The 14,595-nt window shown below is 67.0% G+C and carries 8 protein-coding genes; 7 read left to right on the top strand and 1 reads right to left on the bottom strand.

The window, feature by feature from the left end; translation table 11 throughout:
* Positions 1 to 86 precede the first annotated feature (86 nt).
* Positions 87 to 887 carry a hypothetical protein gene (locus IE177_RS21695; RefSeq protein WP_190017026.1) on the bottom strand — a complete coding sequence of 267 codons (801 nt, stop codon included), beginning with the start codon at positions 885 to 887 and terminating at the stop codon, positions 87 to 89.
* A 319-nt stretch (positions 888 to 1,206) separates the two neighbouring features.
* Between IE177_RS21695 and IE177_RS21690 the strand changes: the two genes are divergently transcribed.
* From IE177_RS21690 to IE177_RS21660, 7 genes are all read left to right on the top strand, one after another.
* Positions 1,207 to 3,405 (top strand): N-6 DNA methylase family protein, encoded by a 2,199-nt coding sequence (locus IE177_RS21690; RefSeq protein ID WP_190017025.1) that lies wholly within the window; start codon positions 1,207 to 1,209, stop codon positions 3,403 to 3,405.
* Between the two features lie 5 nt (positions 3,406 to 3,410).
* Entirely contained in the window at positions 3,411 to 5,051 is a 1,641-nt protein-coding gene (locus IE177_RS21685) for a class I SAM-dependent DNA methyltransferase (protein WP_190017024.1), read from the top strand.
* On the top strand, positions 5,044 to 6,216 hold the full coding sequence (locus IE177_RS21680) for a restriction endonuclease subunit S (RefSeq protein WP_190017023.1): 1,173 nt from the start codon (positions 5,044 to 5,046) through the stop codon (positions 6,214 to 6,216). The genes IE177_RS21685 and IE177_RS21680 overlap by 8 nt, the downstream gene beginning before the upstream one ends.
* The gene (locus IE177_RS21675) at positions 6,213 to 9,473 is read left to right on the top strand and encodes a type I restriction endonuclease subunit R (protein WP_190017022.1); all 3,261 of its coding nucleotides are present in this window, start codon (positions 6,213 to 6,215) and stop codon (positions 9,471 to 9,473) included. Before IE177_RS21680 ends, IE177_RS21675 begins: the two co-directional genes overlap by 4 nt.
* Positions 9,474 to 9,836: 363 nt before the next feature.
* The gene (locus tag IE177_RS21670) at positions 9,837 to 12,317 is read left to right on the top strand and encodes an AAA family ATPase (protein WP_190017021.1); all 2,481 of its coding nucleotides are present in this window, start codon (positions 9,837 to 9,839) and stop codon (positions 12,315 to 12,317) included.
* Positions 12,314 to 12,748 carry a hypothetical protein gene (locus IE177_RS21665; RefSeq protein WP_190017020.1) on the top strand — a complete coding sequence of 145 codons (435 nt, stop codon included), beginning with the start codon at positions 12,314 to 12,316 and terminating at the stop codon, positions 12,746 to 12,748. The genes IE177_RS21670 and IE177_RS21665 overlap by 4 nt, the downstream gene beginning before the upstream one ends.
* Before the next feature lie 146 nt (positions 12,749 to 12,894).
* Complete coding sequence (locus IE177_RS21660) at positions 12,895 to 14,580, top strand: TIGR04141 family sporadically distributed protein (RefSeq protein ID WP_190017019.1); 1,686 nt, start codon at positions 12,895 to 12,897, stop codon at positions 14,578 to 14,580.
* The last annotated feature ends 15 nt before the right edge of the window (positions 14,581 to 14,595 follow it).

Genomic DNA, 14,595 nt, shown 5'->3' with positions numbered 1-14,595 from the left:
CAGTCTGGGGCTGGGGGGAGGCCCCTGGTGCTGAGCTGGCCGGGCCGGTCTCCAGGGTTGGGGAAGTCAGACGCATCTTGCGCTGATCACTCAGCCTTGGGCGCCCTCAACCATGTCTCGAAGTCGCTCACATACTCGCCCATGGCCCCGAGAGACATCGGCGACGACTCGTACTGCGCTGAGAGGTTGACCTCGTACAGCTTGTAGGCGGGCTCAGTCTCACGTGCCGCGGCCCACGCAGCCGACAGCGCTCGGACAGCGCGCTCGCGGTCGCCGGCTTCCACTGCCTCGACGAGGTCGGGCCACAGCGTGTCACCGATGTAGTCGACGAGTTCCTCGATATGGGCAGCCGCCCGGCGGGCACGGTCCTTGATCGCTTCCCGCTCAGCATCGGCGCGATGCTCGGCCCGGTGGGACTCTCGTTCGTTCGGATCCTCCCAGGTGTCGTCGCCCCAGATCTCTTCCCAGCGCTGATCCGCTCGTGCCAGGACGGCCTTGAACTCGCGGTCCAGATCATCCTGCGTGAGGCGGGGATACTCACCGGCGTCACTGTTCTCGAACGCCGACAGCGGCAGAGTGAGATCAGGAACGGCTTCGTCGTCGCGCAGTGTGGTGAGCAGGCAGACGGTATCGATCGCGGGAAGGACCTCCGCCGGGTTCACCAGTCCTCGCAGGGATGCGGCGGACTGTTCAACGGCCATGTAGTCGTACTCGGCGATCTGGTTGTCGAGATCGCCGTGGAGATCGAGGATGGCGCCGCCGATCGTCTCGATCTCCTCCATGCGTGCCGCGATCTCCATGTCAAAGCGCTCGACGATCTTCCGCAGCTCGCGGACGTCCTCGACCTGCTCTTCAAGCCGCGCCACCGCGTTGGCCAACTCACCCATTACGTGCCCCCTGTCTCGGCAGTCACCGCGTATCCCCGGGAGGCACCCTAATGACGAGGGCGGTCATGCCCTCGTCATTTGGTCATGTGGTCAGGTGCCTCCTCGGCTCTGGCGCATGATTCTCTTTCCACGGGGTGGTCCTGTGGGCTGTGTGTTATCGATAACCCGGCTTATCAAGAACACAGCGCATGCGGACTGGCAACCGTCGTATCGTTCTGTGGCATCGGGCGAGGTGCAACGAGCTTCGGCGCGCCAAGGGGACCGACCTGACGACTGGGACAGCCGCGCTTACTGGAGCGGGAAGGGGGGAGTGCTCCTGATGACCACTGGTCCGCTCAACGTGAGCCTAGGCACTCACGAACCTCTGCTGGTGTCCCTGTCCGATATCGCCGCTTTCGCTCGCGTGAAGCGCCCCGTGGTCTCCACCTGGCGTCGCCGACACCCGGATTTCCCCGCCGCCGTGTCCGAGGACTCAGGACGGCCGCTGTTCGACGGCGCCGAGGTGGCCGAGTGGTTGATCGAGTCTGGGTTGGGCAACGCCGCGGCGGCGGAGCTCCGCTCTGAGGTGGCTCTGTTCGGCATCATGGCGCTGCGAGAGCGGTTCACGCCATGGCAGCTGGTCGAGACGCTGGGAAGTCTGCTGTGCCTGCGCCGGCTCGACGGCAGGCCGCTGACCGACGCCGCGATCGAACCGCAGGGCGGCACGGAAGCGGACGACGCTCTTTGGTCCGCTCTGCTGCGCCGCGCCGAGCGGATCGATGTGGAGGATGACTTCGTCCTCCGGGAGCTGCGCGCCCTGGATGCCACCGCGGCCCCGCTCGCGCGCCTCGCCGAGGACCTTGTCGAGGCCGCCTACGACGAGCGGGGCGCATATGAGTGGCTGCTTGCAGCCCGCTCCCGGCTCGGTCTGGACTCCCTCGCCGCCGACGCAGTAGCCCCCGAACTGCGCCGCCTGATCAGCCAGCTCACCGACCTTCGCCTCCGGCTGGAGCAAGGCGAATCTCTCACCGTCGCCGACCCACATGCGCGCGCCGGCGATCTGCTCGCTGCGCTCCTTGACGACACGGAGGACCGCGAGCACATCACCATCCTTGCCGCTGACCCTGACGCACGGCTGGCCCGCATCACTCGCCGCCGCCTTCTTCTCGCCGGGGTCGGCGAACTTGACCTCGACGTCCAAACTGGCCCGGATCTGGAGGAACGTCTCGCAGACCCGGATCTCGTTATCACCCAGCTCCCCTACCGACCCGGTGAAAACCGCTCCGTGATCGCCGCCCTGGCAGAGGTCGAGCAAGTCGCCGACCTCCTCCGCCCTGGCTGCACCGCCGTTGTCCTGGGACCGGCCGACGCGCTTGTGGACGAGCTCAAGGACACAGGGGCGTCCCAGCTCCGCTCGGCCCTCCTGCGCGGCAACGTCATCGAGTCCGTCATTGCGCTCCCTGGCGGCGTCCTGCCCTTCCGCCCCGGCTACCGTCCCGCCCTGTGGACGCTCACCCGCGGCCCCGTCCCCGAGGCAGAGGGCAAGGTCTTACTGGCCGACATCAGCTCCGAGCAGCTCACGGCAGGTGTGCGCACGCGACTCGCCGAGGACGTCCTCCTCTGGCGGGCAGAGGGTTTCCGGGAACTCGGCGGCCACGATCCGGCCTACGGCCGTGCGGTTCCCGTCGCTGCCCTGGAGCGAACCTTCGGCGGTCCGCTGACTCCGCCGGCGCCGCCCGCTGCCGCGATCTGGTCCGACAAAGTCAAGGAGCGCCCGGCCTTGATCGCCGAGGCCGAAGCGCGCCTGGAGCGTGCGACGGCCGACATCCGCACGTACGAGAACGAGCGGGGCCCCTACCGGGGCGGCGTACTGCGTCGCGTGGGGCTACTGCCCCGGCGCACCACCCTCGGCAAGTTGATCGCCGAACGCAGGGTAACCCGGCTACCCGGCCACCGCATCGATGATCGGCACCTCACTGGCAAGGCTGATGGTCACCACGCCATACTCGGCCCTGAGGAGATCGTCGGTGAGCGGCCCGTCGGCGTGCGTCGCATCGACCGGCTGGTTCTGGCCAGCGAGTATGACCGAGTGGCACTCACCGAGCCGGGCGACGTGGTCTACACCCTTACACCTCGCCTCGGTCTGTACGTCGACCATGACGGCTTCTCGGTGGTCGCCTTCCCGGCACGCATCCTCCGCGTCGAGCTCGAGGCCGCCCGGCCGCTGACCCCGCGCGTCCTGGCTGCTCTGCTGGGCGCGGCCCGGGGCACCGCCCGCAGCCCCGGCGCGGTACGCCCCGCTCGTCGGATCGAGGACTACCAGCTCCCTGACCTCGACCCGGCCGAGGTAGTGACCTTTGATGCTTTGCTGGCCGAGACCGAACACCGAGAACGCCTGCTGCGTGCACAGGCCGATGCTCTCGCCGAGGCCCGCAGCCTGACGATGGCCGGCCTGGCGGACGGCACGCTAACCCTCGCCGATCCGACGGCACTACCCGCCACCGTCCATAGCCCATTCACCGACCGGAACCGGAAGTAGGAACGATGCCTCCGCGCAAGCGAGCCGCGAAAGCCGCCGGACAGGGCGAACTGCCCGGCGTCTCCAGCACCAAGGAGATCCAGGACATCCTGTGGAAGGCCGCGGACAAGCTCCGTGGCTCCATGGATGCCGCGCAGTACAAGGAATTTGTGCTTGGCCTGGTTTTCCTGAAGTACGTCTCGGACGCCTTCGCCGAGCGCCGCGAGGAACTGGCGGCCGACCCGGAGCTGGCCCAGATCCCCGAGCATCGCCGTGCGGCCTTCCTCGAGGAGAAGGATGAGTACACCCGCAAGGACGTCTTCTGGGTACCTCCGACCGCCCGTTGGGACTACATCTCGGAGAATGCGGCCAGCGCGGAGGGCGGCGTCGGCAAGCTCCTCGACGCGGCCATGGACGAGGTGATGAAGGCCAACAAGGCCCTCACCGGCGTCCTTCCGAAGATCTTCAACCGCGACAACGTCGACCAGAAGCGCCTGAAGGAACTCGTCGACCTCATCAGCGACGCACGCTTCACCGGCCACGGTGACCGTCCGGCGCAGGACGTGCTGGGCGAGACGTACGAGTACTTCCTGGAGAAGTTCGCCCGTGCCGAGGGCAAGCGGGCCGGTGAGTTCTACACCCCGGCAAGTGTCGTCCGGCTGATCGTCGAGGTGCTGGAGCCGTACGAGGGGCGGGTGTACGACCCGGCGTGCGGCTCGGGTGGCATGTTCGTTCAGAGCGGCAAGTTCGTCGCGAAGCGGCGCGGCAAGGACCACACGCACGACATCGCGGTGTACGGCCAGGAGGCTAACGAGCGCACCTGGCGCCTGGCGAAGATGAACCTCGCCATCCACGGCATGGACCCCAAGGGCGTCGGCGACCGCTGGGCGGACACGTTCGCGGACGACAAGCTGCCGGATCTGAAGGCCGACTTCGTGATGGCCAACCCGCCGTTCAACATGTCGGACTGGGCCAGGAAGACGGACGACCGCCGCTGGAAGTACGGGGTCCCGCCCCAGTCGAACGCCAACTACGCCTGGCTACAGCACATCGTCTCCAAGCTGGGCGACCGGGGCAGCGCAGGCGTGGTCCTGTCCAACGGCTCGATGTCGTCGAAGCAGTCAGGCGAGGGCGAGATCCGCGCGGCGATGGTTGAGGCGGACCTGGTCTCCTGCATGATCGCGCTGCCGGGCAATCTGTTCCGGACAACGGCGATCCCGGCGTGCCTGTGGTTCCTGACGAAGGACAAGTCCCCGCAGGGCGCGAAGGCAATGGAAGACCGACGGAGCCGGGTGCTGTTCATCGACGCCCGCGCGATGGGCACGATGGTCGACCGCACGGAGCGGATCCTCACGGAGGAGGACCTGGAGAAGATCTCTGACACGTACCACGCGTGGCGGGGCACGAAGTCGGCGAAGGACAAAGGTCTTACGTACGAGGACGTCCCGGGGTACTGCTACAGCGCGACGATCGAGGAGATTGAGAAGCATGACTATGTGCTGACTCCGGGGCGGTACGTGGGTGCGGCGGAGGCCGAGGAGGACCCGGACGCGGAGCCGGTGGGGGAGCGGATCGCCCGGCTGACGAAGGAACTGTTCGAGCAGCTGGACGAGTCGGCTCGGCTGGATGCAGTGGTGCGGGAGCAGTTGAGGAGGATCGATGGCTGAGTGGCCCGTTCGTGAGCTTGGTGATCTTTGTACGCGAGTCACTGTTGGACACGTCGGCTCGATGGCATCGCGCTACGTATCCGAGGGTATCCCCTTTTTGCGGTCGCAGAATGTCAAGCGGGGTCGTCTTGACCTTGCTGGTCTCAAGTATATCGATGATAATTTCCATCGAGAGCTAGCCAAATCTCAGTTGAATGCTGGTGACTTGGTTATCGTGCGCACTGGAGAGCCAGGAGTTGCTGCAGTAGTTCCAGACGGCATTGGACCGTTGAACTGCTCAGACCTTGTCATTGCCAGGCCGGCACCTGGAGTGGATGTTCGCTTTATGTGCTATGCCATCAATGAAACTGCTGAGGAGTTCGTCCGGGCTCATACGGTCGGAGCCGTGCAGCAGCATTTCAACGTTGCGTCGGCAAAGAAGCTGGCTCTAAAGGTGCCATCTCTGCCGGAGCAGCAGGCTATTGCCGCAGCCCTCGGGGCGCTGGATGACAAGATCGCGGCCAATGAGCATATTACGGCCATTGCCGACTCTCTCAGGTCGGCCTGCTATCTGGGTGCGCATGCAGAGGCTCCCAGCGAGTTTCGCCAAGAGGCGCTTTCCGATGCGGCAGAATTCATCAATGGGCGTCCGTTCACTAAAGATGCAACCGGTACGGGACGCATGGTTGTCAGGATTGCTGAGCTTAATTCTGGCCCGGGGGTCTCCACGGTCTACAACGACATTGAGGTTTCTGAGAAGCACCTCGCCCGCCCTGGCGATGTTCTTTTCGCTTGGTCGGGATCCCTCACCGTGGCGCGATGGTTCCGCCCTGAAGCGATTGTGAATCAGCACATCTTCAAGGTAGTACCGAAAGGTGATCGCCCGATGTGGCTTGTTGCGGAGCTTCTCAGGATGAAGCTCGACGAGTTCCGTGCGATTGCCGCCGACAAGGCAACCACCATGGGGCACATCCAGCGTCGTCACCTTGATGAGCCGGTTCTAACTCCGAGCGCCGCGATGACGCAGAAGCTCGACGCTCAAATCGGCCCCCTCTGGAATAGGGCGCTTTCCGCAGAGCAGGAGTCGCTCAAACTAGCTGATCTCCGCGACACTCTCCTCCCCCAACTGATGTCAGGCAAGCTCCGTGTCCGCGACGCCGAGAAGATCGTGGAGGACGCCGTATGACCACCGAAGGCGGTAGCGGGCACACCCCCGCCCACCTCGACGCCAAGATGACCGAGTCCACCTGGGAGCACCTCGCCCTCGACGAACTCGTTGAGCTTGCCTGGGAGAAGAAGGCCGGCAAGGATCTCGCCCCCGGCACCGGCCACCGCCGTGACTGGGACGACCTGATCCTGCACGACGAGCTCCAGGCGGCCATCGAGAAGCTCAACCCTGAGCTGACCTCCACCGCCGTCCACGAAGCCCTTCGCATTGCCACCGACCCTGCCTCCCGCGAGGCATACCCGGAGAATCGGCAGGCGCACAAGTACCTCACTGACGGCATCCGGCTGACCTACACAGATGAGTTCGGTGCCGAGCAGACCCCGACCGTCCGCCTCATCGACTTCACGGACCCTGACGCGAACAGCTACCTCGCCGTCAACCAGGTCACTGTCCGGGAAACCGATGGCAGCCACCGTCGCTTCGACATCGTCCTCTACGTCAACGGCCTGCCCCTCGCCGTCATCGAGTTGAAGAGCGCCTCTGACGAGAACGCGACGCTCAAGTCCGCCCACGCGCAACTCCAGACCTACGTGTCGGATTTCCCGATCGCCTTCCGCTACAACGTGCTCTGTCTCGTCTCGGACGGCATAACCGCCAAGTACGGCACAATCTTCACACCGTACGAGCACTTCGCACCCTGGAATGTCGACCACGAGGGCAAGCCCGTCGACACCAACGAGCCCGGCTACGACGGCCTCGACGCCCTGAACCTGGCCCTACACGGCCTGTTCACCCAGGACCGTTTCCTCTCCCTCACCCGCAACTTCGTCAACTTTCCGCCGCCCAAGCCCGGCGAGCCTCTCTCAGGCAAGCGCATCGCGAAGCCGCACCAGTACTTTGCGGTCAACAAGGCGGTGGACGCGGTCGTCGAGGCGTCACAGTCGACCGGTCAGGCCGGCGTCGTCTGGCACACGCAGGGCGCAGGTAAGTCGGAGGAGATGGTGGAGACGGCCGCGCTCGTCTCCCGCCACCCCGCTCTGAACAATCCCACCATCGTCGTCATCACTGATCGCAATGATCTTGACGACCAGCTCTACGACACCTTCCAGGACAGCAGGACCCTTCTCGGGCAGGAGCCCACCCAGGTCAACTCGCGCGAAGATCTGCGCACCGAACTGAAGAGCCGCACCGTCGGCGGAATCGTCTTCACCACCCTCCAGAAGTTCGGCCTGAGCAAGGAGGAGAAGGCCGCCGGCAAGTCGCACCCGCTCCTTTCCGAGCGCCGCAACATCCTGGTGATCGTCGACGAGGCGCACCGCTCGCACTACGACAGTCTCGACGGCTACGCCCGCCACCTGCGCGACGCCCTCCCGTACGCCACCTTGCTCGCCTTCACCGGCACGCCGATCTCAAAGGCCGAGGCCGACACCCGTGCAGTCTTCGGCGACTACATCGACATCTACGACCTGAAACGCGCCGTCGACGACGGCGCCACGGTCCGCGTGTTCCACGAGCCGCGCGTCATTGAGGTCGACCTACCGAAGGACGTGGACCCGGGCAAGATCGACGAGCAGGCCAACACCCTTACTGAGGGTATGGACGACGCTGAGCGGCGCCGCGCGATTAAGTTCGCCACGGCGATGAACACCGTCTACGGCGCCCCCGACCGGATAGCGAAACTCGCCGATGACCTGATCGCCCACTGGGAGGAGCGCCGAGAACTGGTCAAGCCGGACCTCGGCGGTCCCGGCAAGGCGATGGTTGTTTGCATGACGCGGGACATCTGCGTGGCGCTCTTCGACGCGCTGGCCGAGCGGCGGCCGGGCTGGGTCGGTAAGGAAGCCGACGAGGGCGTCATGAAGATCGTCTTCCACAGCGACCCCTCCGACGAGAAGCACCTGCGCAAGCACGCCCTGCGGCCGTCCCAGCAGAAGGTCGTACAGGCCCGCGCCAAGGACCCGGACGACGAGCTGGAACTGCTCATCGTCCACTCGATGCTGCTCACCGGCTATGACGCGCCGCCGATCCACACCCTGTACATGGACCGCCCCATGCAGGGCGCGAACCTGATGCAGGCCCTGGCCCGCGTCAACCGCCGCTTCCGGGGCAAGCAGGACGGCCTTCTGGTCGGTTACGCGCCCCTTACCGACAATCTCACCAAGGCCCTGCGCGAATACTCGGACCAGGACCGCAAGGACCAGACGCTCGGTGCGGACATCGAGCGGGCCATCACCGAGGTCAAGAACGAACTGTCAACTATCAAGGGACTTCTGGTCGGGTGCCATTGGAGGGAGTGGCTGGCCGACACGGGGCGACCAGACCCCCGTAGGCGCGCACTGCGCCTGACCGCTGACTTCCTGCGCGACCCGAAAAACCCGGGCAACCAAGTCGAGCCCGGCGCCAGGCCGCTCTCCGTCCGCTTCAAGGACAGCGCCGCCCGCCTCGACCGCTTCTACCGCGTCTGCGCGATGAGCCGAGAGATCGCGGAGCGCTGCGAGGACCTGGACGACTGGCGTCGCGACATCGCCTTCTTCAGCGAGGTTCGGGCTTGGATGATCAAGCTCGACGCCGCTCAGCGCGAGGCGAGCGGGCAACCGCTCAGCGCCGAGGTCCAGCGCTACCTCCAGGCCCTGGCGGCCTCGGTCGTTGATGCCGACGAGATCACCGATCTGTACGCGGAGGCCGGCATCGGCCGGCTGGACATCACTCGCCTAAACGAGGCGCAGCTCCGCAAGCTGGAGGACTCGGAGACCCCGCACTTGGTTACCGAGGCACTACGCCGCATGATCCAGCAGAAGATGCGCGAGGTTACGAAGCACAACGTCGTCCGGAACGAGAGTTTCTCCAAGCGCCTCGACGACCTGATGAAGCGGTACATGCTCCAGCAGCTCACCAGTGCCCAGGTGATTGCCGAACTGGCCGCCCTGGCCAGGGAAGTGTCGGCGGAGGCCCGCCGCGGCGAACAGTTCGATCCGCCGCTCACCCACGCGGAGCTGGCCTTCTACGACGCGGTCGCCCACCGTGACATGGCCGAGCTGATGGAGGGAGGCCAGGAAACGCTCGCCAAGATCGCCCGAGCCTTGGTGAGTGATATCCGGAAGAACCTCTCCGTCGACTGGCTCTCCCGCGAGCCTGTCCGGGCGAAGCTGCGCACGCGCATCCGCCGGGTGCTGGCGATGTTCGACTACCCGCCGGAGGAGGAGCGCGAGGCGGTCGACCTGGTCCTCAAGCAGATGGAGATCGTGGCAGCCCTGTGGGCGCCTGCCGCGAAGTAGGCCGGAACGTGGGCGGCGGGCGGACCGAGTCCGGGCCGCCCGCCCGCGCCCGCCACGGCCAGGCGTGCTGGATCCGGTCGCGTCGGTGATGTTCTGACCCGGCGTCGAGGATCGGAGACTCGTCGTCCAGTCGGCAAGGCTGTATGGGTCGACGTGCCGGTTCGCCATCAACTCCTCTGGCAAGTACGCAACTTGCGATAACCCTGGTTATCGCCGAATCAATGGAGTACGGCACTCCTCCGTCCCTAACGTCTGTTCCATCGCACCGGGCTCGCGAATCGCCGGAGGCTCATCCCCTCTCGCTCACCGCTCCTGCCCGGCCGACTTCCCACCGGAACGGACCAGGAGAGGGCGGAGAGCGCCATGACGGAAAACCTCAAGCACCACGAGCCCCCGGAGCCCGTCGAGCAGACCGGACAGGCCCCCGGCAGCGGCGGCCCCTCGACGCTCTCCCAGCTGACCGGCCGCCTCGAAGCGTCCACCGTCGCCGAGGGAGTCAAGGCGATGCTCCGCGAGGCGCTGGGCGGGCCGGGAACTGGCGCGGGCGCGTCAGCCGGCCCGCACCCGGATCAGCGGGTGTTCCTCGAATGCATCAGCGTCAGGGGCTTTCGCGGCATCGGCCGCAAGGCCCGTCTGCCGCTGACCGCGAAGCCGGGTGTCACCCTCGTGGTGGGGCGTAACGGTTCGGGGAAGTCCAGCTTCGCAGAGGGCGTCGAGACGGCGTTCACCGGCCGGACAGCCCGTCTCGACAAGCAGCGCGGCGAGGTGTGGCGCCGACACTGGCGCAACCTGCACGACGGGACCGAGCCGAAGGTGGAGGTCCGCCTCTCCACCGCGGGCGACGCCAAGCCGTCCACGCTGACGTGCACCTGGCCGGGCGGCGATGTCACGGCTCCCGAGGTTGAGTTCAAGCGGCCGGGTCAGGGGCGGCGGCCCTTCAGTGAGGCCGGCTGGGAGCGGGCGCTGCACAACTACCGGCCCTTCCTGTCGTACTCCGATCTCGACAAGGTCATCAGCGGCAGGCCCAGCGAACTGTACGACTCGGTAGCCACCATCCTCGGACTCGGCGAGCTGGCAGCCGCGGACGAGCGGCTCCAGGCCGTCGAGAAGGAGCTCAACTCGGCGGTGAAGGCGGTCGAGGCGGAGCTGCCCGCCCTCGTCGAGGCGCTCTCCGCGCTGGACGACCCACGGGCGGCACGCGCGCTCGCGGCCGTCAGTGCGTCTGGGGCTCCCGATTTTGGGGTGTTGGACGCCCTCGTGACCGGACTGCCCGACGCGGACGACGAGCGTCTGCGGGAGCTTCGCGCGACCGTCGAGCTGTCGGGTCCCGACCTCGGCGCGATCGGCGCGGCCGTGGACCGGCTCCGCGAGGCCGTCGCCGTATTGGACGACGTACGCGCCTCGGGTGTCGAAGACGCCCACCAGCGTGCTGAACTGCTGTCCAAGGCTCTGGACCACAGCCGGCGACACGCGGACGAGGCCGCCTGCCCCGTGTGCGGATCCGACCGGCCGCTCGACGAGGCATGGGCTGAGGGGGCTGCCGAGCAGGTGGCGGCCCTGCGGCGCGAGGCCGCCGCCGCGCAGGAAGCCCGCACCGAGCTGCGGGAGGCGATGGACGCCGTCCGTTTCCTCGTCACGCAGGTCCCGGCCTGGCTGCCCGCTCCGCTGGTCGTTCCGTGGGAGGAGTGGGCGGCCTGCCAGGCGATCGACGACGCCGAGCGGCTCGCCGCCCGTGCTGAGACCGCCGCGCTCGTCCTCGCCGATGCCTGCACCGCCCTGCGCGAGGAGGCCGCCCGGGAGCTGGAGAAGCTCGATGAGGAGTGGCGGCGCTGCGTCACCCGCCTCGCCGCCTGGCTCGTACGGGCCCGGACCGCGCATGTGGGCAAGCCCCGGCTGCGCCAGGTCAAGGCGGCCCGCAAGTGGCTCAAGGAGGCGTGTGCCGAGCTGCGCGGGGAGCGGCTGCGGCCCTTCGAAGAACACTCGCAGGGTATCTGGGAGGAACTGCGCCAGCAGAGCAACGTGGACCTGCGTTCCGTGCGCCTGACCGGCAGTGACAAAGCCGCCGTGCGCAAGCTGGTGATGGACGTGTCCGTGGACGGTACGGAGGCCGCCGCGCTGGGCGTGATGAGCCAGGGCGAGCTGCACTCCCTCGCGCTCTCGCTCTTCTTGCCGCGTGCCGCCGCACCGGACAGCCCCTTTGGGTTCGTTGTCATCGATGACCCCGTACAGTCCATGGACCCTGCTAAGGTCCACGGCCTCGCGAAGGTCCTGCATGACCTCGGCGAGACTCGCCAGGTCATCGTCTTCACCCACGACACTCGGCTCCAGCGGGCCTTCACTAACCAGGAACTCCCGGTGACGGTTCTGGAGGTGGAGCGAGAGGAGCGCTCGACGGTGACCGTGCGCCGGGTGACCGACCCGGTCGGCCAAGCGCTGAGCGACGCACACGCCCTCGCCCGTACGCCGGACCTGCCGCCGCCCGCGCTGACCCACGTACTGCCCGGCCTCTGCCGCACCGTTCTGGAACGCGCCTTCTCCGAGGCGGCCTGGCTGCGGCTGCACCGCGCCGGACTGACCGAGCACGAGGCGGAGAAGACCGTTATGGCTGCCGTCAGGCTGAAGGACATCGCTGCCCTGGGACTCTTCGGGGACCCGTCGAGGACGGCGAGCGACGTCTACCGCGAGCTGCGCAGACGCTGTGGTCCCGCGGCGGTGGACCTCGTCCGGCGGTGCCAGGAGGGTGCCCACCCGTCCGGCACCCTGATGCCGGAGCCCTTGCGGTTCGTGAGGGACATCGAGGCTGTTGCCCAGACCGTGCGCAAGCTGGAGGTGGCCGACCAGTGAACCCGACGATTCGTGAGTTGCTGGACACTGCCGACCGTCTCGTTGCGGGCGACGCCGATCCTGTCTCCGGTGGGCTCCACGTTGCCGAGGCCGGAGCAACCGTGTCCGACCCACCCACCGTCCTTACCGCCACTGCGGCGAGCCGATGCCGCGGTGCGGCCTTCGCTCTCCGCGCCGCGCTGGAGAGCGCGGTCGCCGCCTGCCTCACCGCGCACGGCGCGCCCCGTGCGATTCGAGAAGGCAGCATGCGTGCCGCGTTCCTCTGGCTTCGCGGGTACGCCGAAGCCGGGACCGCCCGCCGGGCCAAGGCCGCCTGGAGCCAGCTCTGCCTCGGCTGCCACTACCACCAGTACGAGATCGGCCCCACGGAGGACCAGGTTCGCGCCTGGCGCGGCGAAGTCGCGGCGCTGGTCTCACTGATGGGTTGCTGACTACGAGCCGACCGAGCCACCAGCCGGTTCGGCAACAGGGCAGCCTCTGATCCACTCGGCACAAGGGGCCGCTGCCAGGAGGGGGGAAGCACGTGAGAACGAAACCACCAGGGCGGTTATCGCCGACCTGCACAAGGAGAGGCACCATGGCAACCCGTACGTCCAAGCGAACGCTGTACCGCCTCAGGGGCGTCGCTCCCACCGTCGACTCGATGTTCGACTCCCTGGACCCGAACCAGCTGGAGAGGGTCCGCGCGGATATCGGCTTCCCCGAGAACCTTGGTGCACCGGCGGTCCTGGTCACCGGCAGCTTCGAGCAGCCCGTCGCGAGCTGGTGCGACGAGATCTTCCTCACGACGGGTATCGAGGTGTCACGACCGGTCAATCGCTCAGCCGGACTGCTGATGCTCGCCGTCGACGGCGAGGTCTACGCCATCGGCTACGACCAGGGCTTCCGTCTGGTCCCCGACCGGCTGAAGGACCACCGCTTCGGGCTTGGCTTCGCGTCCCGTCGGGTGGACCCCGGGAGGATCCGGGACCTGGTTGCCCACACCCCGGGGGGAGGGCGTACCGACATCACCCTGATCCCGGGTGGCGCCTCCGTGTGGAGCCTGGGCATCGTCGAGCACGCCCAGATCGTGCGCCGCCTCGGCGGCCACCTGGACGACATTCCGCTCACCATCTCCCGTGACAACCCGGCGAGAATCTCCAGCGTCGAGGGCGGTGCCGGCCTGCGTCTGCGGCTCGGTGTGGAGGGCGGCGACCTCATCGCCGACATCCGTGCGATCGCCCGTATGCTGCGTGAGGAGAGGCCGAGCCCGGAGCTGGAGTTCGTCGAGCACGTCGTACCCGTCGACGATCCGAGTCTCCTTACCTCCCTGGAGGCCGCCCTTGACGACCTCTTGGGGCGGGAGCCCGACGGGAGTATCAGCGCTGCGGTCCCCGCCGATCACTGGGACGACTACACGGCCTCGCGAGCGTTCAGAGCGAGGATCAACAGCGACACAGCCGGCCGATCGACCGACGACTTTAACCTCGATTACGTCCTCAGCCGGGCCCGTGTCCAGAGACCGGGTAGCCGCGTAGCCGCCCTCCGGGAAGGAACCGTGACCCTCTACCGGCACAGTCGCGCCGACCGCGCCGACGAAATCTGGGCGTCCGGGGCGCTTCGGTGGATCGAGGCGGAAGTATCTCTCGGCTCTCGCCGCTTCTTCCTGATGGACGAGCACTGGTACGAGATCGACCAGGGGTACCTGCAGACAATCCGCACGCACGTCGAGAGGCTGATTACCAGCTCCCCATCTGTGGACCTGCCCCCGTGGGTCCTCGGAGAAACGGAGCGCTCTTACAACGAGTCCGTGCCGGACCAGCGGCCCGGGTACGTCTGCTTCGACCGCAACAACGTCCAGACCGCGCTGCACCGCGGGAACGGCGTGGAGATCTGTGACCTGCTGAGCCCGGACAACGTCCTGGTCATGGTTAAGCGTGCCAAGGGCTCCGACGCACTGAGCCATCTCTTCAGTCAGGCACTTGTCGCGGTCCAGACGCTGCGGAACTCCCCGGAGGCGAGAGAACGGTTCGCCGAGAAGGTGGCCGCGGTCCGAAAGGGGCGCGGCCTGCCGGAGAACTACCGGCATACGAAGGTCGTCTTTGCGATCCTGCTGAAGGATGGCACGGAACTCACCGCGAACACCCTCTTTCCGTTCTCGCAAGTCACCCTGGTACAGACGGCGAGGACACTCGAAACGTGGGGTGTTCGGGTAGAGGTCATCGGCATCACCTCCGCTCCAGCGGTTTCCACCTCGGCTGGGCACCGGCGGCTGGCGGCGTAGCCGCCGCGACCGTGC

The sequence above is a fragment of the Streptomyces lucensis JCM 4490 genome (genome assembly GCF_014650035.1).
Taxonomy (GTDB): Bacteria; Actinomycetota; Actinomycetes; order Streptomycetales; family Streptomycetaceae; genus Streptomyces; species Streptomyces lucensis.
Note: the sequence above shows the minus strand (reverse complement) of the source record. Positions and strands in the feature narration are given on the sequence as shown.